At 40.2% G+C, this 24,138-nt stretch carries 16 protein-coding genes; 8 read left to right on the top strand and 8 right to left on the bottom strand.

What is annotated here, in order from left to right; all coding sequences use genetic code 11:
- Positions 1-124: 124 nt before the first annotated feature.
- From AC0N32_RS18045 to AC0N32_RS18010, 8 genes are all read right to left on the bottom strand, one after another.
- On the bottom strand, positions 125-3,526 hold the full coding sequence (locus AC0N32_RS18045; RefSeq protein ID WP_476395240.1) for a T9SS type B sorting domain-containing protein: 3,402 nt from the start codon (positions 3,524-3,526) through the stop codon (positions 125-127).
- Positions 3,527-3,735: 209 nt separating this feature from the next.
- Positions 3,736-5,196, bottom strand: a complete 1,461-nt coding sequence (gene guaB, locus AC0N32_RS18040) for an IMP dehydrogenase (protein ID WP_476395239.1) — start codon at positions 5,194-5,196, stop codon at positions 3,736-3,738.
- 164 nt (positions 5,197-5,360) lie between these two features.
- Entirely contained in the window at positions 5,361-5,861 is a 501-nt protein-coding gene (locus AC0N32_RS18035; protein ID WP_476395238.1) for a DUF4252 domain-containing protein, read from the bottom strand.
- Between the two features lie 11 nt (positions 5,862-5,872).
- On the bottom strand, positions 5,873-7,138 hold the full coding sequence (locus tag AC0N32_RS18030; RefSeq protein ID WP_476395237.1) for a DUF4252 domain-containing protein: 1,266 nt from the start codon (positions 7,136-7,138) through the stop codon (positions 5,873-5,875).
- 60 nt (positions 7,139-7,198) lie between these two features.
- Positions 7,199-7,873: a hypothetical protein gene (locus tag AC0N32_RS18025; protein WP_476395236.1), complete on the bottom strand. Its 675-nt coding sequence runs from the start codon at positions 7,871-7,873 to the stop codon at positions 7,199-7,201.
- Positions 7,848-8,357, bottom strand: coding sequence for an RNA polymerase sigma factor (locus AC0N32_RS18020; protein ID WP_476395235.1), 510 nt, complete (start codon positions 8,355-8,357; stop codon positions 7,848-7,850). The genes AC0N32_RS18025 and AC0N32_RS18020 overlap by 26 nt, the downstream gene beginning before the upstream one ends.
- A gap of 99 nt (positions 8,358-8,456) precedes the next feature.
- Positions 8,457-9,617 (bottom strand): GlmU family protein, encoded by a 1,161-nt coding sequence (locus AC0N32_RS18015; protein ID WP_476395234.1) that lies wholly within the window; start codon positions 9,615-9,617, stop codon positions 8,457-8,459.
- Between the two features lie 143 nt (positions 9,618-9,760).
- Entirely contained in the window at positions 9,761-10,012 is a 252-nt protein-coding gene (locus AC0N32_RS18010; RefSeq protein ID WP_002976190.1) for a type B 50S ribosomal protein L31, read from the bottom strand.
- A 228-nt stretch (positions 10,013-10,240) separates the two neighbouring features.
- Here AC0N32_RS18010 and AC0N32_RS18005 point away from each other — a divergent pair, with 228 nt between their 5' ends.
- The 8 genes from AC0N32_RS18005 (at position 10,241) to AC0N32_RS17970 (ending at position 23,795) form a co-directional block, all read left to right on the top strand.
- Positions 10,241-11,650 (top strand): hypothetical protein, encoded by a 1,410-nt coding sequence (locus tag AC0N32_RS18005; RefSeq protein WP_476395233.1) that lies wholly within the window; start codon positions 10,241-10,243, stop codon positions 11,648-11,650.
- Between the two features lie 62 nt (positions 11,651-11,712).
- Entirely contained in the window at positions 11,713-12,039 is a 327-nt protein-coding gene (locus AC0N32_RS18000) for a nucleotide pyrophosphohydrolase (protein WP_476395232.1), read from the top strand.
- Positions 12,040-12,111: 72 nt separating this feature from the next.
- A complete protein-coding gene (locus AC0N32_RS17995) occupies positions 12,112-13,341 on the top strand; it encodes a 3-phosphoshikimate 1-carboxyvinyltransferase (RefSeq protein ID WP_476395231.1) in 1,230 nt (409 codons plus the stop codon).
- Complete coding sequence (locus tag AC0N32_RS17990; RefSeq protein WP_476395230.1) at positions 13,338-14,135, top strand: SDR family oxidoreductase; 798 nt, start codon at positions 13,338-13,340, stop codon at positions 14,133-14,135. The genes AC0N32_RS17995 and AC0N32_RS17990 overlap by 4 nt, the downstream gene beginning before the upstream one ends.
- 101 nt (positions 14,136-14,236) lie before the next feature.
- Entirely contained in the window at positions 14,237-15,841 is a 1,605-nt protein-coding gene (locus AC0N32_RS17985; RefSeq protein WP_476395229.1) for a BamA/TamA family outer membrane protein, read from the top strand.
- 892 nt (positions 15,842-16,733) lie between these two features.
- Entirely contained in the window at positions 16,734-19,874 is a 3,141-nt protein-coding gene (locus AC0N32_RS17980; protein WP_476395228.1) for a SusC/RagA family TonB-linked outer membrane protein, read from the top strand.
- A gap of 20 nt (positions 19,875-19,894) precedes the next feature.
- Positions 19,895-21,370: a SusD/RagB family nutrient-binding outer membrane lipoprotein gene (locus tag AC0N32_RS17975; protein ID WP_476395227.1), complete on the top strand. Its 1,476-nt coding sequence runs from the start codon at positions 19,895-19,897 to the stop codon at positions 21,368-21,370.
- Positions 21,371-21,443: 73 nt separating this feature from the next.
- The gene (locus AC0N32_RS17970) at positions 21,444-23,795 is read left to right on the top strand and encodes a phosphocholine-specific phospholipase C (RefSeq protein WP_476395226.1); all 2,352 of its coding nucleotides are present in this window, start codon (positions 21,444-21,446) and stop codon (positions 23,793-23,795) included.
- The last annotated feature ends 343 nt before the right edge of the window (positions 23,796-24,138 follow it).

The following is a 24,138-nucleotide window of genomic DNA, read 5'->3' as shown; positions in this document are numbered from 1 at the left end:
GCATGAATTTATACCTATTTTAGTAGTGAAAAGTGGTTAAAGTTATATTAAACTTTAATCAAAACTGTTAATGAATGTTATAAATGATGATTGTATTTAATATTAAACCATTATCACGTTCGTATCAGTAATTTTTCACCAATAGCCAGCTTGTGTATTTTACGGTAGTGGTCCCCCCGAATTCTGTCCAGCTGATGAAATACCAATAGGTAGCTGTGTTGACAGGCCGCCCGGTAATTCTTCCATTCCAGGTAAAGCGATTTTCTGAACTTCCCCGGAAAATTTCAGCGCCGTACCGGTCGAATATTCTGAAGACAATATTATCATTATTCATTAAAGAAGAATAATCAATTCCATCGTTGTAGCCATCATCATTAGGAGTAATGGTATTAATAAGGTTGATCATCACAAAAGGTCTAGTCACCTCTTCGCACTGGTTGGAATCCCTTACATGAACCGTATGGTTTCCGCTCGGAACATTGATAAAGACATTAGAACCCTGCCAGTTGTTTCCGTCAAGAGAATATTCGTATGGCGGCGTGCCTCCGCTTACCCCTATCGTTACGGTAGTTCCATTGATCTCGATGCTGGTGATGGCCGGGAGAACCGATTCTGTCACGGTAACATTTTGCCTGTATGTACAGCCGTCATAAGTAAGATCTACCCAGTAACTTCCCGGACCTACATTGCTGATGGACGGAGTGGTAGCTCCCGTACTCCACAAATAACTGTCAAAGCCCGGACCTGCATTCAATGTGGTTTTCGTTTTCGGACATATCACTTTGCTGACCAGAATATCAGAATGCTTCGGCGTTTTGATATTAATAACAATGGTAGCTATATTAGGACATGATCCCGGTTTTTCAAAGCGGATATAAATCGTTTGTAATCCTGTGATATTGATCGGGCTGGTGAGTGATGCCGTATCATTCTGAGCATCCAGCTGTGTGGCATGAAAGGTAGCCGTTACGGCAGGATCTATGGTAAACTGGTTGATGTATGACAGTACATCGATCGCCTTGGTCCCGTCGAGATCATCATCACATAACGTAACCGAATGTGTCGTTTTTATGAGGGGAAGTCTGGGACCGATGGTAAATACAAGAGGTTTGACCACAGGCGCACAGCCATCCGGAGACTCCACCCTGATATATATGGTGGTGGTTGCCGTGTAAGACCAGTTATTCGGAAGAGTATTGGTATTCCCTGAATTTGCATCATCAATATTTCCATAATATCTTACTGATGTAAAGTAGGTTGGGTTATTCAGTACAATCGGTGTTACATCTGATAAAACAATATTTACAGTACCATCCAGATTATCATCACAGAAAGATCCCGTATAGTTATTGACTATCACCGGATAAGGATACAGATTAAGGGTAATCTGCGCTATGCTTTTACAGCCGACATTGTTTTTTACCACAGCATATACGATCGTTCCGTTACCCGCAGGATAAGAATTTGGACTTGATATGTTTGTCCCGGCGGTTTCATTCTGAGCAGTAAGCAGAGACGGATAATATGTAATCGTTACAGGTGTATTATTGGTAACCACCCCGGTCGTTAAATTAAAAACACCTTGTCCAGATCCATTATCGCATGCGCTGATGGTCGCATTATTTACCGTTAAAGCCAGAATATGAATGGTAACGGTTACCGTCTCGCAGTCAGGGAGATTGGGATCATTTCCACAAAAAGTATAAGTAAACGTATCGGTTCCCGTCGTTCCCGGATTGGTGACCGTATAAGTAATAACACCTGTTGCGGCATTCACCGTAGCGGTCCCTAAAGCAGGAGGTGTAACGATGGAAACTGTCGAGGGCGAAGGCGTTTGTGCAGAAGTGGTAAATGTAGGCGTGATGGTCTTTGTATCACAGACATCATAACTTACTGATGAAAGCTTGGTACAGTTTAATACTTTAAACTGCTCTGTTACCAACGGAGCACAGCTTCCCATCGTTACCGAACAGGTATAAAATCCTGATCCGGCAGGCGTTATGGAAGGCCCCGTAGCCCCCGGAATAATATTCCCGTTATTATACCACTGGTAGGTATCGTAAATAATCGGGTCTACCGTCAATACAACGCCCGGAGCACAACCTCCTCCCGAGGTTAAGATAACCGGCTGTGTGGGAAAGCCCGCAAAGAACCCGCCGTAACCTACAGCATCACTTCCAGCGTTAATTCCCGCCATAATGGCTTTAGAAGAAACAACGGTAATGGTTCCTGTGGTATTCGGAATGCCATAGGTTACCCAGTTCGTGGTGCCACTCATACTAAAAGGGCCGGTATTTCCTGGCGGTACGGCTCCGTTCACGGTAACGACAGCTCCTCTTTCCGTAATAAGGTTTAATTTGGTGGGAATATTCAGAATCCCGGTTGGGTTTCCGGTTGAATAGACAAAATTTTCATCAATAAATCCAAGCTCATTAATTTGCTTTGGAAGATAACAGTTGAGTGCCGGTATAAAGTTGAATCCCCCGGTAGCCGTTTCGAAACCAACGGTATTTGCACCTGAAAGAAGCTGGTATACGTAGGCATTTTTGGAGGTTCTGATATATAAATTGTAGTGCCCGTTCCCCTGCAGCTGGTACTTGGTATCAGGGATCATAAAGTACTCGCCGATATTTAAAGTGGCCACAGGAATCAGCTCATTATTAACACGAACTTCGGTATTGTTTTCAGTAGCGACGACCAGTGCACCTTCCATATTGGAACCAATATTTCCATTTCCTTTTACAACCGCAAATTCATTTCCCAGCCTTTCAACGGGAACAGACTGATCCATCAGGATATCCGAACTGAGTGGGAAGTTCCCTGCATATTGACCGTTGAAATTTCCGTTGGTGACATTTACAGGTTTATTGGAAACTATTTTTGCCCCGATAAATCCGTTGGCGTTTCCTGCAATATCTCCGATACCATCTACGATATACGATTGTCCTTTATTTAAAGTAAAAGTTATTGTCGGATTTGTAGTCCCCGTCGTTCCGTTGGAAAACTGCACAGCAGGTTTATATCCGGAAATAGTAACCGTTGTATTATCTTCTGTCGCAAGAACACTTGCCATGAAATTGAGGATGTCATTATTAACCGTAATGGGTGCACTAGCAGCATAAAACAATTTTCCTGTAGATGATATTCCTTTTGATGTGATGATCTCTGCGTGGTTATACACAGAAAATCTAAAATTCGCATAGAAAGGGAATTCTGCTTTTACGTAAAGTCCTTTTGTGGTGGGTGTAAACAAATCGGTCTGCTGGGTCGTAATGATATATTCTCTCGGAATATCAATTTTCTGCGGATTATTCTTACTGATATTTACAGTAGCAATCAACACATTGTTATTGTAAATGCTTACCGGAAAAGGCGTGGTGCGGTTGGTGGAAAGGTATAATTTCTGAAAAGGATTGGGGTTTCCCGTCCTGTCTACCATCGGGGCAAACCAGTGTTCCCTGTCCAATTGTGAGAAAGCAGAAGTGAAAAAATAAAATATAAATAAAAGAGATAAAATTTTCTTCATTCAGTTATTACTTTTATCACAAATTTAACAATAAAATGTATTGTTTTGCTGAAAATATTAAAAAACAATTTCGTTATGATTTTACTTTTAAAATTTCATTATAATTTTAATATTCATCGTATATAGCTGAACATTCATTATCCCCCCCGTCAATAAAAAATAAAGAAGGTGCCTTTTCAGACACCTCTCTAATTTATATTAAAAAAAATTTACAAAGAATAATTCGGAGCTTCCTGAGTAATGATAACGTCATGAGGATGAGATTCTTTTAAACCGCTTCCTGTGATCATTACCATTTTTGTTTCTGTCTGTAAAGCTTCAACATCTTTAGCGCCACAGTATCCCATTCCTGCTCTGAGGCCACCTGTTAACTGGAAAATAACATCCTCCAGTTTACCTTTGCTCGGAACCCTTCCTTCGATTCCTTCAGGAACGAACTTTTTGGCTTCGCTCTGGAAATATCTCTCCTTACCGCCTCTTTTCATCGCTGAAAGGCTTCCCATTCCCTGGTAGGTTTTGAATTTTCTTCCCTGGAAGATAATTTCTTCTCCCGGAGCTTCATCAGTTCCCGCTAAAAGTGAACCCAACATTACAGCTCCTGCTCCACTGGCAATCGCTTTTACAATATCTCCTGAAAGCTTAATACCACCATCGGCAATAACAGTCACGTTTTTGGTTTTGGCATATTCGTACACATTGTAAATAGCCGATAACTGAGGAACACCAACCCCTGCCACAACCCTCGTTGTACAGATAGATCCAGGCCCAACACCTACTTTAAGGACATTTGCTCCGGCTTTGATCAGATCTTCAGCCGCTTCAGCCGTTACGATATTTCCACCGACGATATCCAGATCCGGATATGCTTTCCTGATTTCTGCGATTTTATCCAGCACGCCCTTAGAATGTCCGTGTGCAGAATCGATCCCGATAATATCCACGCCGGCTTTTACCAACGCTTCAATTCTTTCGAGAGTATCTTCGCCAACGCCAACGCCTGCTCCAACGATTAACCTGCCATTCTGATCTTTATTTGCATTTGGATATTCGAGCTGATTATCAATATCTTTAATCGTGATCAATCCTACGAGCTTATTCTCTCCGTCTACAATCGGAAGTTTTTCCACTCTGTTTTTCAGAAGGATTTCCTTAGCTTTTTCCAGATTGGTATTTTTATCAGAAGTGATGAGATTATTTTTCGTCATAATCTCTTCTACTTTCATATCAAGGTTTTCCTGATATTTAACATCTCTGTTGGTAATGATTCCGATCAGGGTATTTTCCGCGTCTACTACCGGCAGACCTGAAATTTTATATTTGGCCATCGTATCTTTGGCCTGAGCCAGTGTATGGTCTTTTGAAAGCGTTACGGGGTCTGAGATCATTCCGTTTTCAGAACGTTTCACTCTGTTTACCTGAGCGGCCTGTTCCGCAATCGTCATATTTTTGTGGATGAAGCCCAAACCGCCCACTCTTGCCAGTGCAATCGCCAGTTCGGCCTCCGTAACCGTATCCATAGCCGCGGAAACGATAGGAACATTAAGCGTAATTTTGTCGGTAAGTCTTGATTTTAATGAAACCTGATTAGGTAAAACTTCTGAATAAGAAGGAACTAGAAGCACGTCATCGAAAGTGATGGCTGTCTCTACAATTTTGTTATGAATAGACATCTTTACTTTCTTGCAAAATTAAGGTATTTTGACGGAATATGAAAATTGATTTTAATAGTTTAAATAAAACTTAATAATCAATAACTTAAATTAAAAAAACCACTCCTTATTAAGAAATGGTTTTCACAAAATAAAATTTAGTATATGATTGAATATGAATATTTCTACTTATCTTTTGCTGAAGCGATCATTCTCGAAATATCGTCGGCCGTAAAGCTCCCCTTGATGTCGACAAAGACCAGTTCCTTATCCGAATTTACCGTAATCATCATGTTTTTAATGGCATCTCCTTTTTGTTTTACCCGGATGTTCACATTATCACCGTCATGTTTTATGGTTGCCCATTCTTCATAATTATTGTTGTTCAGATAGCTGGCAAAATCTCTTAGCATTTCGCGATCACCGTTTTCTACGGTCATGACTTTTATTTTTGAAACTTTTTTTATAAGGTTGATGAGCTCTTCATCTTCTCCGTCTTCCTTTAAAGCTTTCTTAATGTAGGGTTTTGCAAGAAATAACGGAACATTGATACTAACAAACTTGGCATCTCCAAAGTCACGGCCCGATTTTGAAAAGTACGCTATATTAGGCCTTTCGGAAACAATGCAGGATTGCATCATACACATTAAGGACACGATCACAATGATATTTTTTAAAATTTTCATGGCTTTTGCTTTTAGTTGATTTGTTTCAGGCTTCCACCGGAAGTTTTGCTGATATTTGAATTGATAACAGGATTTCCTTTATATTTAATGGCTCCTCCCGAAGAAGCTGTAGCTTTCAGTCTTTCTACCGCATGGCCGGATAACACTGCTCCAGACGTAGCTTCTGCTTCAAGCTCGTTGAACTGAAATTTTTCTCCATTACAAACCGCTCCGCTGCTTACATCTATAAACCCTGTGTTTGCGTTTCCTGTAAGATTTGCCACTGCCCCGCTGGATGCTTTGATCGTAGCCATTTTAGAATTGATGGTAGAATTAATAACCGCACCTGAACTCAGTTCTACTTTTGCATTATTGGTGATATTGAAATTACCGTTCACTACAGATCCTGATGAAAGGTCTACGGACAGGGCATTTTCATTGATATTGTTGACAGCATTGAAAACAGCTCCCGATGAAGTTTTAATGTTATCAATTTTCGGTGCAGAAACATTGACACTGATATTTTTAAACTTTAAATTTCTCTGCCCTTTATTGTCAATATATACTTTCAGAACCCCGTTATCAACCTTTGTGATAATATACTGAAGTTTATCTGCATCTGCGATGACCTTTACAGAAGCCGGATTTTCCTGTTTAAAATTCACGATAACACCGGTACTTACCTGAACTCCGTCGAATTCCCCGACACTTCTGGATTCGCCGCTGAGATAAGAAGGGCTATTTTGGGAAGCAAAGTTAACTCTCGTACTTGTTGAAGAACTGGTTTTGGTTTCTGTAGAATTGATAAGCTTGTTGATATCATTCATAGAAAGTCTGCCGTCCAGCTTTATCAGGATACTTTCTTCTCCTCCGCTGTCGATACTCAGCAGCAAATCATCAAGAATCCCGTCCTTTTCCTCTGCCGAAAGGAATTTTATTTTTGCCCCATTGCTGTTCATGGTCATGATCTCGCTGTAATTCAGATTACTTAAATAAGATCTTATATCTTTATTAATCTGAGACAATTGCTGTCCCTTTTTAGAATTTGCATCCTCTGGTTTTTCTGCGATGAAAACCTTTAGTCCTTTAATTTTTGATAATAAAGGTTTGATCTGATCAAGTTCTGCGTCTCCCAGGTCAAGGTTGCTCAGCATACCGAACATGGGTTTTGCAATTTTGATTGAAGTTACGCCCTCCACTTCCTGGTACTTGTCAAAAAGCTGGTCTAGTTTATCCTGCCCGTACACATTGAAAAAATGTGAAAAGGCAAATGCGAATATGATGAATATTTTTTTCATGAGTCAATTTTATTTTTTTGATTATTAGTGCCTGATCAGGTGCATAATCTTTAAGGTTAATTAATAGTCGTCGTCTACGACTGTTGGTTTTGCTAATTTTTCACTAACGTTATTTGCAAATATCTGGAATGAATACTTAGTCACATTAATGGCTTCTTCCACATTATCAATTCTTTTCCCGTTTACGATCACGTAAGAATCTTTGTAAACTGTGGAATCTTTTGAAACCTTTCGATAAGAGGAATTGGAAACAAATCTTGGCTTTCTCTCTTTTTTAAGCCTTCCTCTTTTAGGTAAAATTTCATCTAAATAATCTTTTTCAGCCACCGTATTCTCCTGGAAAACAGAGTCTTTCTTTACTCCGGATACTGAATCTGATACAGAATTCACCGCAACCTGAGTCTGATGTTCACTATTTTCCTCGATGAAACGATCTTTCTGCTGTTTGATCTGATTTTCTACCAGCTGTGCCTGATCTTCAACATTTTTTTGATTGTAATTAAATATAAAACCTATACTTAATAAGATCACCACACTTGCTGCCATCCAGAACCACTTTGGCATCGACGGCCTGGCTTTGCTGCCAATCGGAATAACGGGAGTTTCATCATTTGTCCGTACCTCATCTTTACCTTCAGCTGTTTTCAGGAAATCCTCAAAATCCCAGTCCATTTTCTCTTCCTTTAAATCCTGGAAGATCTCGTTATATTTATCTTGAAATTTGTCTTTGCTCATAGCTCATCAATTGTGAGATTTGTTCTTTTACTTTTTGTCTAGCCCGCATCAGATTTACTCGTACTGCGTTTTCTTCCATTTCCAGCATTTCTGCTATTTCCGAAACTTCATATTCTTCTACATCTTTCAAATGGATAACCATCTTTTGTTTTTCAGGGAGCTGATTGATAAAACCAATGATATGCTCCTTGAGATTATTTACTTCCATGCTGTAAAGCTCCGACCGGTGAAGCTGCATATCTGCAAAACCCGTTTTTACCTCGTGGTGCTTCAGCCTGTTCAGACATTCGTTCCGGACTGCTTTCAAAGCATAGGATTTTAAATTCCCAAACTGTTCCAATTCGTCTTTCTTCTGCCAGAACTTTATCATCAGGTCCTGAACGACATCTTCCGCTTCATCACTGCTCATGACAAACCTTTTCGCAAAGCGATACATCTCATTTTTGAGAATAAATACCGTACTCTTGAAAGTATCCTGGGTCATAAGTTTTGTTTCTATAAGTAAGACAACCGGATTTTACATAATATTACATTAAAAACAAAAAAACTTCAAAAAAATTTGAAGTTTCCTTTATTGATCGGTTTAATACGTATCAAAAATATGTTTTAAAATAGCCTTATCTTCGTCTTTCAGAGCGACTTTTCTTCTGGCCATGGCTCTTTCCGCAACTTCGTAGGCTTTATCTAATTTAAATCGTTCGTCATCTTTAAATCCGCCCCATGAAAAATTCTCCACAAGATTCGGAGGAAATCCTTCCTTGAAAATATTGGAAGCCACACCTACGACAGTCCCGGTATTCAGCTGGGTATTGATGGCTGTTTTGGAATGATCCCCCATAATCAGTCCGGCAAATTGAAGTCCGGTATCCTCGAATGCCTTTCTTCTGTAGTTCCATAATCTCACATTTCCATAATTATTCTTCATGTTGGAAGAGTTGGAATCTGCTCCGAAATTACACCACTCCCCGATCACCGAATTCCCGATAAAACCGTCATGCCCTTTATTGGAGTACCCGAAAATAATAATATTGCTCACTTCTCCACCCACTTTAGAATGCGGGCCAATAGTCGTTGCCCCATAAATCTTTGCGCCCAGATTAAATTTAGACTCTTCACAAAGCGCGATCGGGCCACGAAGATGACATCCTTCCATGACTTCCGCATTTTTCCCGATGTAGATTTTACCCGTTTTCGTATTGAGGGTTGAAAATTCGATCTGTGCACCTTCTTCGATGAACAGATCCTTTTTGTCCCCTAAAAAGCCATTCGTGGAAGACAGTTCCTGAGAAGTCCTGCCTTTTGTCAGCAAATCGAAATCAAAATCGATCGCTTTCTGATTATAGGTAAAAAGATCTGCCGGCCTTTTAAAAAAAACAAGCTCTTCTTTAATATCCGTCATTTTTTCGATCTGGTGGAGCGAAAAACCATCCATATTGATTTTGGCAGCAATTAATTCATCTTCATACACCAGGGCTTCACCTTTCTTAAGGTCCTTAATTTGTTGGATAACTTTTTCTGTAGGCAGAAAGTTCGTTACCAGGAAAAGGCTTTCTTTCTTTTCTGGCTCCGGAAATTTTTTCTGTAAATACGATTCTGTAAAAAAGGAGATCTCTGTGCTGTCCAGAATTTTCTGCCATCTTTCAGAGAATGTAAGAATCCCGCAGCGCATTTCAGCTATCGGGCGTGTAAAAGTAAGCGGAAGAAAATCTTCCCAATATTGTGCATCTGAAAATACCAATTGCATTTTGATAGAAGTTAGAGGTTAGAAGCTAGAAGTTAGAGACCGGAAGTTTTAAACTAACGTCTAATTTCTAGTTCTAACAAAATTACAATAAAAAAAAGTCTTCCGAAAACGAAAGACTTTTAAATTATTGTAATGTCAAAAAATTACTTAGCGAATTTTTTGTATTTGTTCATGAACTTATCAACTCTACCTGCCGTGTCAACCAATTTCACTTTACCGGTGTAGAAAGGGTGAGACGTTGAAGAGATTTCCATTTTGATCAAAGGATATTCTTGTCCTTCGTACTCGATAGTGTCTTTTGTTTCTGCTGTAGACTTGCAAAGAAATACTTCGTCGTTACTCATATCTTTGAAAACAACAAGTCTATAATTTTCTGGGTGGATTCCGTTTTTCATGTGTAAATTTCTTTTTTTGTTAATGTCACATGTAACCTTGCGGTTTCATAATACAATGTTAAAAATTAAAGTTTGCTTTCGAAATAGTAATGGATATTTCTCTGCTAATTTTAGGTTGCAAAAGTACAATATTTTTTTGAATTTGCAAATATCCTGTCAATATTTTTTTCTTCATAAGAAATTCAAAGTATTTTCGTTACATTTGAAATTTATTAAACTTTAATTTCGATGAAATTCAAATTATTACTGGCTTTTTCATTCTGGATGCTTGTTATGGCGGTATCATGCAATAAGGACGACATTAGTTTTGATACGCCTTCACAAAAATTAAGCTTTTCAAGAGACACGGTTTTTTGTGACACGGTTTACCATCAGGTTCGTTCCGAAACTTATGCCGTGAAAGTTTATAATAATGAAGATAAAGACATCCTGATTCCAAGGATTCATCTGGAAAAAGGGAACATATCTCTGTATAAAATCAATGTAGACGGAAAACCCGGATACGATTTTAAAGATATTCCTTTAAGAAAGAAAGACAGTCTTTATATTTTTGTGGAAATTGCTCCGGAAGCCACCGGCCCTGAAGCGATTGCTGAAGACAAAATCCTTTTCGACAGTCCTGCCGGGCAACAAAACGTAGTTCTTTTCTCGGTTGTACAGGATGCGGAATTTTTCATTAAAAGCCCATCCAACCCGAATATCATCACTTCTGATGCAACCTGGAACAACAATAAAGCTAAAATAATCTACGGGGATCTTACGGTAGACGAAAATGTAATCCTGAATATTCAGCCGGGAACAAAAGTCTATTTTCACAAAAACAGCGGTATGAAAGTACGGTCCGGTGCTACCTTAAATATAAACGGAACCTTAGCCAATAACGTTACCCTCCGCGGCGACAGAAATGATCCGGCGTATGACACCATTCCTAAAAACTGGAATTCCATAAAGATGGAAGCGGGTTCTACTTTAAATATGAATTATGCAAGGCTTTTCGGAGGAACAAGAGGCCTTGAAATGAAGCAAACCAATGCCACCATCAGCAATTCATTTATTCATACTTTCCAGGAATACGGGATCTATGCCGTCGCTTCTACCGTGAATGCCAAAAATCTTGTCATGAACAACTGCGGAGAATCGGCCATCGGAATATTTAAAGGAGGCACTCACAATTACATTCATTCCACCATTGTCAATTATTCCGACCTTCTTCAATCTATGAACAGGAACGGTATTTTTGCCACCAATGAATGGAAAAACGAATCTAACCAGACAGAACAGGGCGCTTTGATCCTGAATGTAAGGAACAGCATCGTTTACTCCGACCGTGACAATTCAGTGTTTTTCGAGCAGACCCCGGGGCAGTTATTTAATTTTGCATTTCAGAATTGCCTTTTAAAATATTCAAATCAATCGGAGGCAGGTTTCCTCGATACCGCACCAAGCGTGACCCAGCTTGTCAAAAATCAGGATCCTCTTTTTGTTAATTATTTTGTAGCCCAAATGAATTTAAGGGTAAAACAGAATTCCCCTGCCATAGGAAAAGGAAACACTGCCGTTGCAGCAACCGTTCCTGTTGATATTGCAGGACTTTCAAGAACGTCAAACCCTACTTTAGGCGCTTACCAGTATCCATAATTTTTAAATAAACCGATTCAGTGCCTGAGAACACCTGAAGAAAGACCAATAATAAAACAGTAATGGAAATCACGAATCTGCAGCAGCAAGTTGATGAATGGATCAAAACCATCGGAGTCCGTTATTTCAATGAACTGACCAATATGGCGATGCTGACCGAAGAGGTCGGAGAAGTCGCAAGGATCATCGCTAGAAGATATGGGGAACAGAATGAAAAAGAAAGCGACAGGAGCAAAGACCTGGGCGAAGAGCTGGCAGATGTATTGTTTGTCACCTTATGTCTGGCCAATCAGACCGGAGTCGATCTTCAGGAAGCTTTCGACAAGAAAATGAAGATCAAGACGGATCGCGACAAAGACCGTCATCAGAATAATGAGAAATTAAAATAGCTGGAAGCCGGAAGTTTAAACTAAACTTTTCACCTCCCTCTTCCAACTTCCGGCTTTCAACTTAGATAAACAATGAAGAAGCTAGAAAAATCAAATCTATTAGAGAATAAAACCATACAGATCAGCGGTTCGAAAAGTATTTCGAATCGTTTGTTGATTTTAGAAAATCTGTTCAATACCATAAAAATCGGAAATCTTTCCAATTCACAGGATACCGGCCTTCTGAAAAAGGCTTTATCTGAAAATACAGAGGTGGTGGATATTCACCACGCCGGAACCGCCATGCGTTTCCTCACGTCCTATTATGCTATTCAGGAAGGAAAAACAACCATTCTTACCGGTTCGAAAAGAATGAAGGAAAGACCGATCAGAAACCTGGTCACGGCTTTACAAAATCTCGGGGCAGAAATCACTTACATGGAAAATGAAGGATTTCCTCCCTTGAAAATCGAAGGAAAAAAAATCGTTCAGAAAAAAGTGGATGTTCCGGCAAATATATCGAGCCAGTTCATCACTTCCCTGCTTCTGATCGCAGGAAAACTTGAAAACGGATTGGAAATAAACCTTGTCGGCGAAGTCACTTCGAGATCTTATATTGAAATGACATTGGATATTTTAACGAAATTCGGAATTACAAACGACTTTACCGGAAATACAATTAAAGTAGAACCCTTCATCAGTCATCAATCATCCATCATCAATTATGAAGTAGAGAGCGACTGGAGCTCGGCTTCTTACTTCTACTCTTTTGCAGCACTGGGAAGAAAAACCATCCATCTGAAAAGTTTTTATAAAAAATCTACCCAGGGAGATTCTGCCATTGCCAAAATCTACGAAGACTTCTTTGGAATCGAAACCACTTTCAATGAAGATGACCATAAGATCACGCTAAAACCCAATCCCGATTTCACATTTCCGGAAAAAATTGTTCTAGACATGAACAACTGTCCGGACATTGCTCAAACGCTTTGTGTAACCGCCGCAGCCCTGAAAATCCCTTTTGAAATTTCCGGACTGGGAACATTAAGAGTAAAAGAAACCGACAGACTGCTGGCATTACATCAGGAACTTAAAAAACTGGGTACGGAAACTGAATTTACCGATCTTACCATTAAATCAACAAGCTTTAATGATCCGGAAAAGCATATTTCCATCAAAACCTACCAGGATCACAGGATGGCCATGGCTTTTGCCCCTTTCTGCCTGGTTCAGGAACTCCATATTGAAGATGAAGAGGTCGTAGAAAAGTCTTATCCTATGTTTTGGGAAGATTTAAAATTGATTTTAACTGAAAACTCATGAATACAAAAACCATAATCATCACCGGGACTTCATCCGGGATCGGCCTCGTACTGGCAGAATATTTCGGAAAGAAAGGCCATAAAGTCTACGGCCTGAGCCGTAAACCTACCGAAAGCACCTATTTTACCTCTATTCCTACCGATGTAACGGATAATGACGCCGTACAAAATGCCATTGCACAGGTTTTAAAGACCGAAACAAGAATCGATGTTCTCATCAATAACGCCGGAATGGGAATGGTGGGTGCCGTAGAAGATTCCTCTAAAGAAGACATTTTAAAATTGTTCAACCTGAACCTTGTCGGTGCGGTACAGATGATGAGTGCCGTGATGCCGAAGATGCGCGAGAACAAATTCGGGCAGATCATCAATGTGTCCAGCATCGGAAGTGAAATGGGACTGCCTTTCAGAGGATTTTACTCTGCTTCGAAATCTGCGCTGGATAAAGTAACGGAAGCCATGAGATATGAAGTGTATCCGTGGAACATTCATGTTTGCTCGCTGCATTTAGGTGATATCAAAACCAATATTGCGGAAAACAGGGTGCGGACAAAAGTTTCGGAACCGTATAAGAACGTTTTCGACAAAGTCTATGCTTTGATGAACAGCCATGTAGGCGACGGCACCGAACCTCTTGAAGTGGCGGAATATGTAGATCAGCTTTTGCATAAAAACAAATGGAAAGCCCACTATTATTTCGGTAAATTCGGACAAAAAATAGGGGTTCCCCTGAAATGGATTCTTCCCCAGGGTACTTATGAAAATCTGATGAAGAAATACAATAAACTGGCTTAAATTGAGTTAACTATTAAACTTTATCATCCTCTTTTCAAAATAAAGCAGCATATTGCCATCCCGGTTGGAATGACAAACGAGATTCTAAAACTTTGTATTAATTGAAATTATTTCTGAAAATATTCTTTGTCCTACTCTGCGTTTTCGTTCAGGCGCAGAAGAAACCCTATTTTCTTATCGACTCGGAGACGAAGGTAAAAAAAACGGTCAAAGACTCTGCTTCAGCAGTCAAGTTTCTCGATTCGCTGGCGCAGAACAATTACTTTTTCACGCAGCTGAAAGAAGTCAGAAAAAAAGGAGACACCACGGAAATTGTTTTTCATAAAGGGAAAAATTTCAATGAAACCTATGTCAGGCTTTCAGATTCTATCTCCCGCAAAGTAAAAACAGAGAAGGAGTTTTTTACTAAAAATTTAGATTCAACCAAGAAAAACATCAACAAAAAATATATTGATGACGGGTTTGCATTCAGCAGAATAAAATCCAAATACAAGGGACAGAAAAACGGATATCCCATTGTGGAACTCGACATTAATAAGAACGACAAAAGAACCATTGACGGGTTTGTGGTAAAAGGATACACCAGCGTTCCGAAAAGATTTATCAAAAACCTGGAAAAGGAATTTAAAGGTAAAACGTATGATGACAAAAACCTGATCGCCATCAACAAATCTTTTCAAAGCCACCAGTTTGTTTCTCTGGAGCGTCCTCCGCAAACGCTTTTCACCAAAGATTCCACCAGCATCTACCTCTTCATGGAAAAGAAGAAAACCAACAGCTTTGACGGGGTAATCGGGTTCGGAAATGACAAAACGGACAAGTTTACGCTGAACGGAACCCTGAATGTGAATTTCAGGAATATATTCAACAGCTTTGAAACCATCAATCTTTACTGGCAGCGAAACCCGGACAAAGGGCAGACCTTTGATCTCCAGGCCGACGTTCCTTACCTCTTCAAATCGAATGTCGGGCTGAACATGAAAGTCAATATTTTCCGCCAGGATTCTACTTTTGCCAATGTAAAGGCGCTTCCTGCATTTTATTATCACCTCAATTCCAGGAACAAGATCGGTTTGAGGGGTACTTTTGAAAGCTCAAGCATTATTGACACCCTGTATGTCCAGGGGAAAGACTACAACAAAAAAGGGATCGGGGTCTGGTTTGAGATGGTAGAACCGACCGATATTGATCTTTTCCTCTATAAAACGAGAATCAACGCCGGATACGACTATCTGGCCACAACATATACCAAAGACAATATCAGTTCTCCGCAGAATCAGTTTTACTTTTTTGGCGAACACAATTATCACATCAACGGAAACCATTTCCTCAACATCAAAGCAGAAGGGGCGATGATGGATTCTAAAATTGATTTCTCCGCCAACGAATTGTACCGTTTCGGGGGCTGGAATTCCATGCGGGGGTTCAATGAAAATTCCCTTGCTGCCGACTTCTATTATTACGGAAGTTTAGAATACCGCTATCTTATCGGAAGCCAGGCGTTCTTTGATGTCTTCGGCCAGTACGGCCAGCTGAATAACAAATCGCTGAATGTAAAGCCCAAACTGTACAGCGTCGGGCTGGGATTCAATTTCTTTATCCCGATCGGGCTCATGAGCTTCCAGCTTTCCAACGGTAATGAGTTTGGAAATCCTTTTAAGTTTAATGATATTAAAATCCATTGGGGAATCCTGAGTAGATTTTAACCAGGTTTTATATACTCCCGCGGATTGAGCAAATCGAGCAGATTTTTTTTTGAATTAAGATCTGCATAATCTCCATGATCTGCGGGAGACTTGTTTTCAGTCAAATTTAAAGCAGACACAAAATTTTAGATACTCCCGCGGATTGAGCAAATTGAGCAGATTTTTTTTTGAATTAAGATCTGGATAATCTCCATGATCTGCGGGAGACTTGCCTTCAGTCAAATTTAAAAGCAGACACAAAATTTTAGATACTCTCGCGGATTGAGCAAATCGAGCAGATTTTTTATATTTGAATTAAGATCTGCATAATCTCCATAATCTGCGGGAGACTTGTTTTCAGTCAAATTTAAAAGCAGACACAAAATTTTAGATACTCCCGCAGATTGAGCAAATTGAGCAGATTTTTTTATTTGAATTAAGATCTGCGTAATCTCCATAATCTGCGGGAGAATATTCTCAGGCAAATTAATATTTTGCGGGCTTTTGGGCTTCTTCATTAAAACTTTAGGTCTTTTTGACCAGGCTTTAGGTGAATTTACGTTCCTTTTAGATCTTCTTGCTTAAACTTTAGAACTTCTTATCAAAAATTTAGGTCCATTTACCAAAATTTTAGGTCCGCTTGCCAAAAATTTAGGTGTTTTTGTCAAAACTTTCGATCCGGTACACTGCAAAAGGGCTTTCTTCACCGAAAGCATAAAAACTCGCTTTTCAAAACTTAAAACCGATACTATATAATAATTAAAAAAAATAAAAATCTGAGGAATAATGCAAGTTCCCGGACTTTATTTTTATATTAATTTTCATCATTGTCCCATATTGAAATTATATTTTTATCTTAATATCGACGTAAAACTGTGGTAACAATGCCTGTCTAAATTTGTTCTCAAAAAAAATGAAGAAAACTTTAGCCACTTTTGCTATTTTTTTACTCCCACTTTATCTTACGGCACAGGAAATCAATATTTCCGGAAACGTAAAATCTGAAAACGGAACCAGTGTCTCCGGAGTTAATATTACCGATAAAAACACAGGAAAAACCGCCATTACTGATGAGAATGGTAATTTCACCATCTCTGCCAATCCGAAAGACATTCTTGAATTTTACTCTCCGGAATTTTCTGCTTACACAATTGAAGTTTCAAACAGAAAAAATTACTCGGTTGTTCTGAAAAAAGTAAATGAAAAACAGATCGAAGGGGTTGTAATCACAGCATTAGGGATTGCCAAAAAGAAAGAAAAGATAGGGTATGCCACGCAGGAAGTCGGGACGAAACAATTTGAAACCATCACCACCCCAAGCATCGGGAATTTATTTTCAGGGCAGGTTGCGGGACTGAATGTCTCAAACCCGACCGGAATGCAGCAGGCTCCACAGTTTACTTTAAGAGGAAACAGTAACCTCGTTTTCGTCATCGACGGTGTGATCGTAGAGAAAGAAGTTTTCCAGAATCTGGATCCGAATAATATAGACAATATCAACGTGCTGAAAGGAGCTACCGCTTCAGCCCTCTACGGTTCGAGAGGAAGATTCGGAGCCGTTCTTATCACGACGAAAAGCGCCAAAAAGAAAGGGTTTACCGTTGAGTTTTCACAAAATACGATGATCTCCGCAGGGTTCACCAATCTTCCGAAAACACAGACCGAATACGGAAACGGCTCCCATGGTAAATATGAATTCTGGGACGGGGCCGACGGCGGGGTGAACGATGGCGATATGATCTGGGGACCAAAATTTGTTCCCGGACTGAAAATAGCACAATGGAACAGCCCGATCAGGGACAAGCAAACCGGAAAGATCGTTCCGTGGTACGGCGCAGTGACGGGAACCCAATACGACGATAAATCCAGATACGAAAGAGTGCCGATCGACTGGAAATATCATGACAATCTCGACATTTTCCTGAAGCCGGCCGTCATTAACAATAATAATTTTGCCATCAGCTATAAAAACAATAAAGATGTATACAGGCTTTCGGGGAATTTTATGAATTATGATGATCGGGTTCCTGAATCGTATCTTCAGCGTTATGGGGTAAATTTTTCCTCTGAAAATCATCTTGGAGAAAAATTAATCTTCGATACCAAATTTAATTTTAACCAAACCTTTACGCCCAATATTCCGAACTACGACTATAATCCGAGCGGTCATATGTATACCATCCTGATCTGGATGGGGGGCGACGTAGACGGAAGAGACCTTAAAAACCACCTGTGGATTCCCGGAAAAGAAGGCAGGGCACAGGCCAACTGGAACTACGCATGGTACAACAACCCATGGTTCGGCGCAGAATATTATAAGAATAAAAACAGAACCGACATCATTAATGCACAAACCGGCCTGGAATACAAAGCAACAAAGGATTTTTCGGTAAAAGGTAAAATTTCAATTGTTGAAAACCACAACAAGCAGGAAATTCTGAGCCCATATTCTTACTTCAATTACAGCGCACCCAGAAGTGGAGGCTACATTTTAAACGACACCAAAACATGGAATCTCAATTATGATGTCTTAGCCACTTATAAAAAGAAGATTTCTGAGAATTTTGATTTTACCATCAATGCCGGAGGTTCTGCCTTTTATTATAAAAATGATATCGACAATGCATCGACGGACGGACTTAAAATTCCTGAGCTCTACACTTTAGACAATTCCATCGGCGCTGTAAAATATTATGATTATCTAAAAGAGAAACTCATCTACAGTGCCTATACAACCATTGATATCGGATTGTACAATGCTTTCTTCCTGAATGTTTCCGGCCGTAACGACTGGTCTTCTACCCTTCCGAAAGCCAACAGATCATACTTTTATCCTTCCGCTTCATTAAGTGCGGTGATTTCAAATCTGGTTAAAATGCCGGAATCGATCAGCCTGTTAAAATTATCAGCTTCCTGGGCCAAGGTAGCGTATGATTTCCAGCCGTATTCCATCAGAAATTATTATGTCAACAACAGCGGGATCACTTTTAACGGAAATCCTACATATTACTATCCGACGACTTTAAACGTTGAAAACACATTAAAACCGGAGCAGACAAAATCATATGAACTTGGTTTAAGTGCCGGATTATTCGATAACAGAATCACCCTGGATGCGACCTATTTTAGAACACTGGATTATAACAACATCCTTCAGTTTCCAAGTGCACAGTCTTCAGGCTTCACTTCACAGTACGTCAACGGAAACGAATATACCACAAAAGGTCTTGAAATTTCTTTGGGACTAACGCCTGTAAAAACGGCTACTTTTACCTGGAAATCTCTGATCAACTGGAGTACCTACGAACAAAAGCTGACTTCCATCTACGCCGGTATGCCGAATTACAACAATATTAAATTAGGCGAAAGAATGGACAGCTACTACGATTATACCTGGCAAAAATCTCCGGACGGAAAAGTAATCCTGAACGCCAATACGGGAATGCCGACCAGAGCCAACACCCCAACCAATCTCGGACATTTCAATCCGGACTGGACGTTTGGGTTTAACAATACCTTTAAATATAAAAAGTTTAGCCTGAACATAGGCATCGATGGCAGCATCGGTGGTGTTATGAGGTCGCAGGTCGTTGAGAAAATGTGGTGGGGCGGGAAACATCCGAACTCTACCGCTTACCGCGATCTCGAATACGCCAACCCGGGAACTTATTATTTCGTACCGGACGGTGTCAATTACAACCCGGCTACAGGGGCATATACCCCTCACACCAAAGCCATCAGTTTCCAGGACTGGGCCCAAAACTATCCTTACCAGGCAAGGGTGACTGAAGACGAAAGCGAGCTTTTTGCCAATGTTTTCGACAGAACATTTGTAAAACTGAGATCCGTAATTCTTGAATACGACTTCTCTTACCTGCTAAATCCGAAAGGAATGGTAAAAGGCTTTACGGCAAATATTTCCGGCTACAATCTTGCCATGTGGAAAAAATCTAAAAATCTTTACTCGGACCCGGATTATAAGATCGGGACAGGAAATGATATCCAGGATCCTTCCAGCAGATGGATCGGAGTTGGGTTTAATCTTAAATTTTAATTAAAAAACGTACATCAGAAATGAAACATATTATAAAATCAGTTTTTGTAGCAGGGCTTCTGTCGATGACTTCCTGCGAATCTAATCTCGACACCATCAACGAGAATCCGAATGACAAAGCCAGCGTCGATCCCAAATATTTATTAACCTATGTATCTTCCAATGCCTTTCAGGTAAACGGAGATAATATGTACGCCTCCAGAATGATGATCGGAACCGATGGAGAAAATGTGTACCAATACCTGAAATGGAATGATGCTTCCTTCGATACCTATTCAAAAGGTCTTCTCAATACGGTAAAGATGATGCAGGAGGCAGAGAAGATTAATAATAAGAATTATCAGGCCATCGGTAAATTCTACAGAGCTTTTTATTTTTTTAATTTAAGTTTAAAATTCGGAAACATTCCGTATTCAGAGGCCGTAAAAGGAGAAAGCGGAATTACCCAGCCGAAATATGACTCCCAGGAAGCAGTGATGGCCGGAATTCTGACAGAGCTGAAAGAAGCCAATGATTTAATAAATTCAAACGACAAGATCGAAGGCGACATCATCTACAACGGGGATGCATCAAAATGGAAAAAGCTGATCAACGCTTTCAGACTGAAAATTCTGATCACAATGTCCAAAAAAACTACAGTTGGAAGTTATAATGTAGCCACAGAATTTGCTACTATCGCAGGGAACCAGCCTTTAATGACATCCATCGCCGACAACGGAGAACTGAAATTTGCGGATGCCGCAGACAGCCGCTATACGATGTTCAACAACAGCGGATATGGTTCCAGCCTCTATATGGCGAATTATTTCATTGACTTATTTAAAGCCAGACAGGATCCGAGATTATTTACTTTTGCGGCACAGACAACAGGGGCAAAAGAAGCAGGAAAGCCTGTTACCGACTTTTCAGGATACAACGGTGGAAACCCTACTTCTCCCTACTCAGACAACGCAGCACTCATCACGGCAAAGAATATTTCCAAAGTAAATGACCGTTTCTATAAGGATGCCACCAATGAACCGTCGTCTGTACTGAGCTATTCGGAACTCGAATTTATCTTAGCAGAAGCAGCAGCCAGAGGATGGATTTCGGGATCTGCAAAAAACCATTATGATAATGCAATTAAAGCAAGCTTCACGTTTTACCAGACTTATGTTAAAAATCCGGGGCAGTATTTTTCAGGCTTTAATGTGAATACTTATTTAGCGACACCTTTGGTAGTCTATGATAATTCAGCATCTCTGCCGACACAGCTTGAAAAAATCATGACCCAGAAATACATGACTATGTTTCACCAGTCACAATGGACTTCCTACTACGATTATCTGAGAACAGGATACCCGAACTTTCCGTTGCAATCGGGAGTTTCCGCACCCTTCCGCTTCAGATATCCACAGTCGGAATACAATTATAACAATACCAACCTGCAGGCCGCTCTGACCGCACAATACGGAGGAAACGACAATATCAATGGAAAACCTTGGTGGTTGCAGTAATATTTTTAACATTTAAATAAAAGAAATCGCAGGAAAACCTATTAACTTGCGGTTTCTTTCCATTAGATACAACATGAACAGAAGAGAATTTTTAGAAAAATCAAGCCTTTTGCTGGCCGGACTGGGGACTTCAAGCGTACTGCATCCCGCCATTCTTAAAGCTTTAGAAATTGAGCCCGCTGCTCAGTCTACCTTTTATGATGCGGAACATGTCGTAATTCTCATGCAGGAAAACCGTTCCTTCGATCACGCATTCGGTGCATTAAAAGGCGTGCGGGGATTTTCCGACCGCCGGACCTTTACAAAACAGGATGGGCATTCCGTTTTCTTTCAGAAGAACAACGCCGGTAAATACGCCGCGCCTGCCCGCCTGGACCTGATGAATACAAAATCTACGTGGATGAGCTCACTTCCTCACTCCTGGGACAATCAGCAGCACGCTCTGAATAAAGGAAAATATGATCAATGGCTCCAGGCAAAAGCCTCGGGGAATAAAGACTATAAAAATATCCCTTTAACCCTCGGATACTACAACCGCGAAGATCTTCCGTTTTACTATCAGCTGGCGGATGCCTTTACCATTTTCGACCAGTATTTTTGCTCGTCATTAACGGGCACTACCCCCAACAGACTTTTCCACTGGTCGGGAACTTTACGTGAAGAGAAAAACGGTAAGGTAAAAGCGAATGTCTATAATGAAAACATCGACTATGATAAAAACCACCAGGCAAGATGGAAAAGTTTTCCTGAAATCCTGGAGGAACAGAATATATCATGGCGAATTTATCAGAACGAGATCAGCCTTCCGAAAGGAATGTCCGGTGAACAGGAAGCCTGGCTCAGTAATTTTACCGATAATCCGATTGAATGGTTTTCCAGGTTTAATGTAAAATTTTCCAAAGGCTACCATCAGAATATCCCCAACATCATTACCTATCTGCAAAACGAAATTGAGAAGCATCCCAATCAGAAAGAAAGGCTTGAAAAGATGATTGCGGAACTCGAGGAAGATAAAGTAAAATATCATCCGGATAACTTTGAAAAGCTTTCACCCGAAGAAAAGAATCTTCACCAAAAGGCATTTACGATCAACAGCGACGATCCCGATTACTGGAATCTGGAAATCGGTCAGGATGAAAATGGCGAAAGACTTGTGGTTCCTAAGGGTGATGTTCTGCATCAGTTCAGAAAAGATGTTGAAAGCAAAAATCTACCTTTGGTTTCCTGGCTTATTGCCCCGGAACATTTCTCCGACCATCCGGGTTCCCCATGGTACGGAGCCTGGTATATCTCCGAAGTCCTGAATATACTGACCCAGGATCCTGAGATGTGGAAAAAAACAATATTCATCATTAATTACGATGAGAATGATGGTTATTTTGACCATGTTTTACCTTTCGCACCCCCTCTGAACCTAAGTCAGCCGGTAGATATGAATGGTCCTGATGGCGTAGAATATGTAAATAAAAATCAGGAATACATGTCATCCCCAACGCTGAAAGACCATGAAAAAGTGGAAGGAACTGTTGGCTTGGGATACCGCGTTCCGATGATCATAGCATCACCATGGACGAAAGGTGGTTTTGTAAATTCTGAAGTTTCCGATCATACTTCTGTTTTAATGTTTCTTGAAAAATTTATTCAGAAGAAATTCAATAAAAAAGTTACGGTAGATAATATCAGTGACTGGAGACGCGCGATTTGTGGAAATCTGACTTCGGCATTCAATGCTTCAAACGTGAAAATTCCGAAAATGAATTACCTGGACCAAAAAGCGTATGCAAAAACGATCAACGCAGCCAAAAACAAGCCGGTACCTGATCTGAAATGGTACAATGAAAATGAATTAAATAATGATCTTTTGAAAATCCAGGAAAAAGGATCAAGACCCTCCAATGCGCTTCCCTATCATTATCACGTCAATCTGCAAGGTGGTAAAATTGTTATGAACAACTTAAAGGACCGGGCAGTTCCCCTTATCGTCTATGACCGCACCAGATTTGAAGCAGAAGATTTCTACTTTTCCTATGCGCTATACTCCAATCAGGAATTATCGCATCCTGTAGACTCTGACATATATGACCATGAAGTTTTTGGCCCAAATGGCTTCTACAGACATTTTAAAGGTGAAACTCCTCCTCTAATAGACATTTCGTTGATGGGTAATCCATCAAAAAATACCGTTGAAATATTCGTCAGGAAGAATATAAAAGAAAGCACGAGCAGAAAAATGAGTATTGAAAATCTCTACGAAAACAAAAAAAATGAATTCCTATTAACGATAGTAGACGAAAAATTTATTATTGATCTTCATAAAACAAAAGGTTGGTATGATCTGATCATTAAGTCTGAAAATAACATCTGGCATTTCGCAGGTCGCCTTGAAACCGGTAAACCATCTATCTCGGACCCGCACTGGAGCTAGAATATTTTATTCACAACCTCTAAAGCCTTACAGTCATGTAGGGCTTTATTTTTCCACTTATCAATCTTATATTCCAGATCCATATAAATACGGAATAACACTATACCAATCTGATTAATTTGGAGCTGATTCCCGCTATCCACTGCTACTCCTCGCGCAGGTCTTAGCCCTTGCTTAAAGCCTTCCTTTCCCCTTCCCTGCTGTGGGGTATCCGTTTCTATCGGGGCTAGGGTGGCAGGCAAGCGTATAGGCAGTAGGTAGTAGGCAGTAGGCAGTAGGCAGTAGGCAGTAGGCAGTAGGCAGTAGGCAGTAGGCAGTAGGCAGTAGGCAGTAGGCAGTAGGC

The sequence above is a fragment of the Chryseobacterium endophyticum genome, from assembly GCF_056333165.1.
Note: the sequence above shows the minus strand (reverse complement) of the source record. Positions and strands in the feature narration are given on the sequence as shown.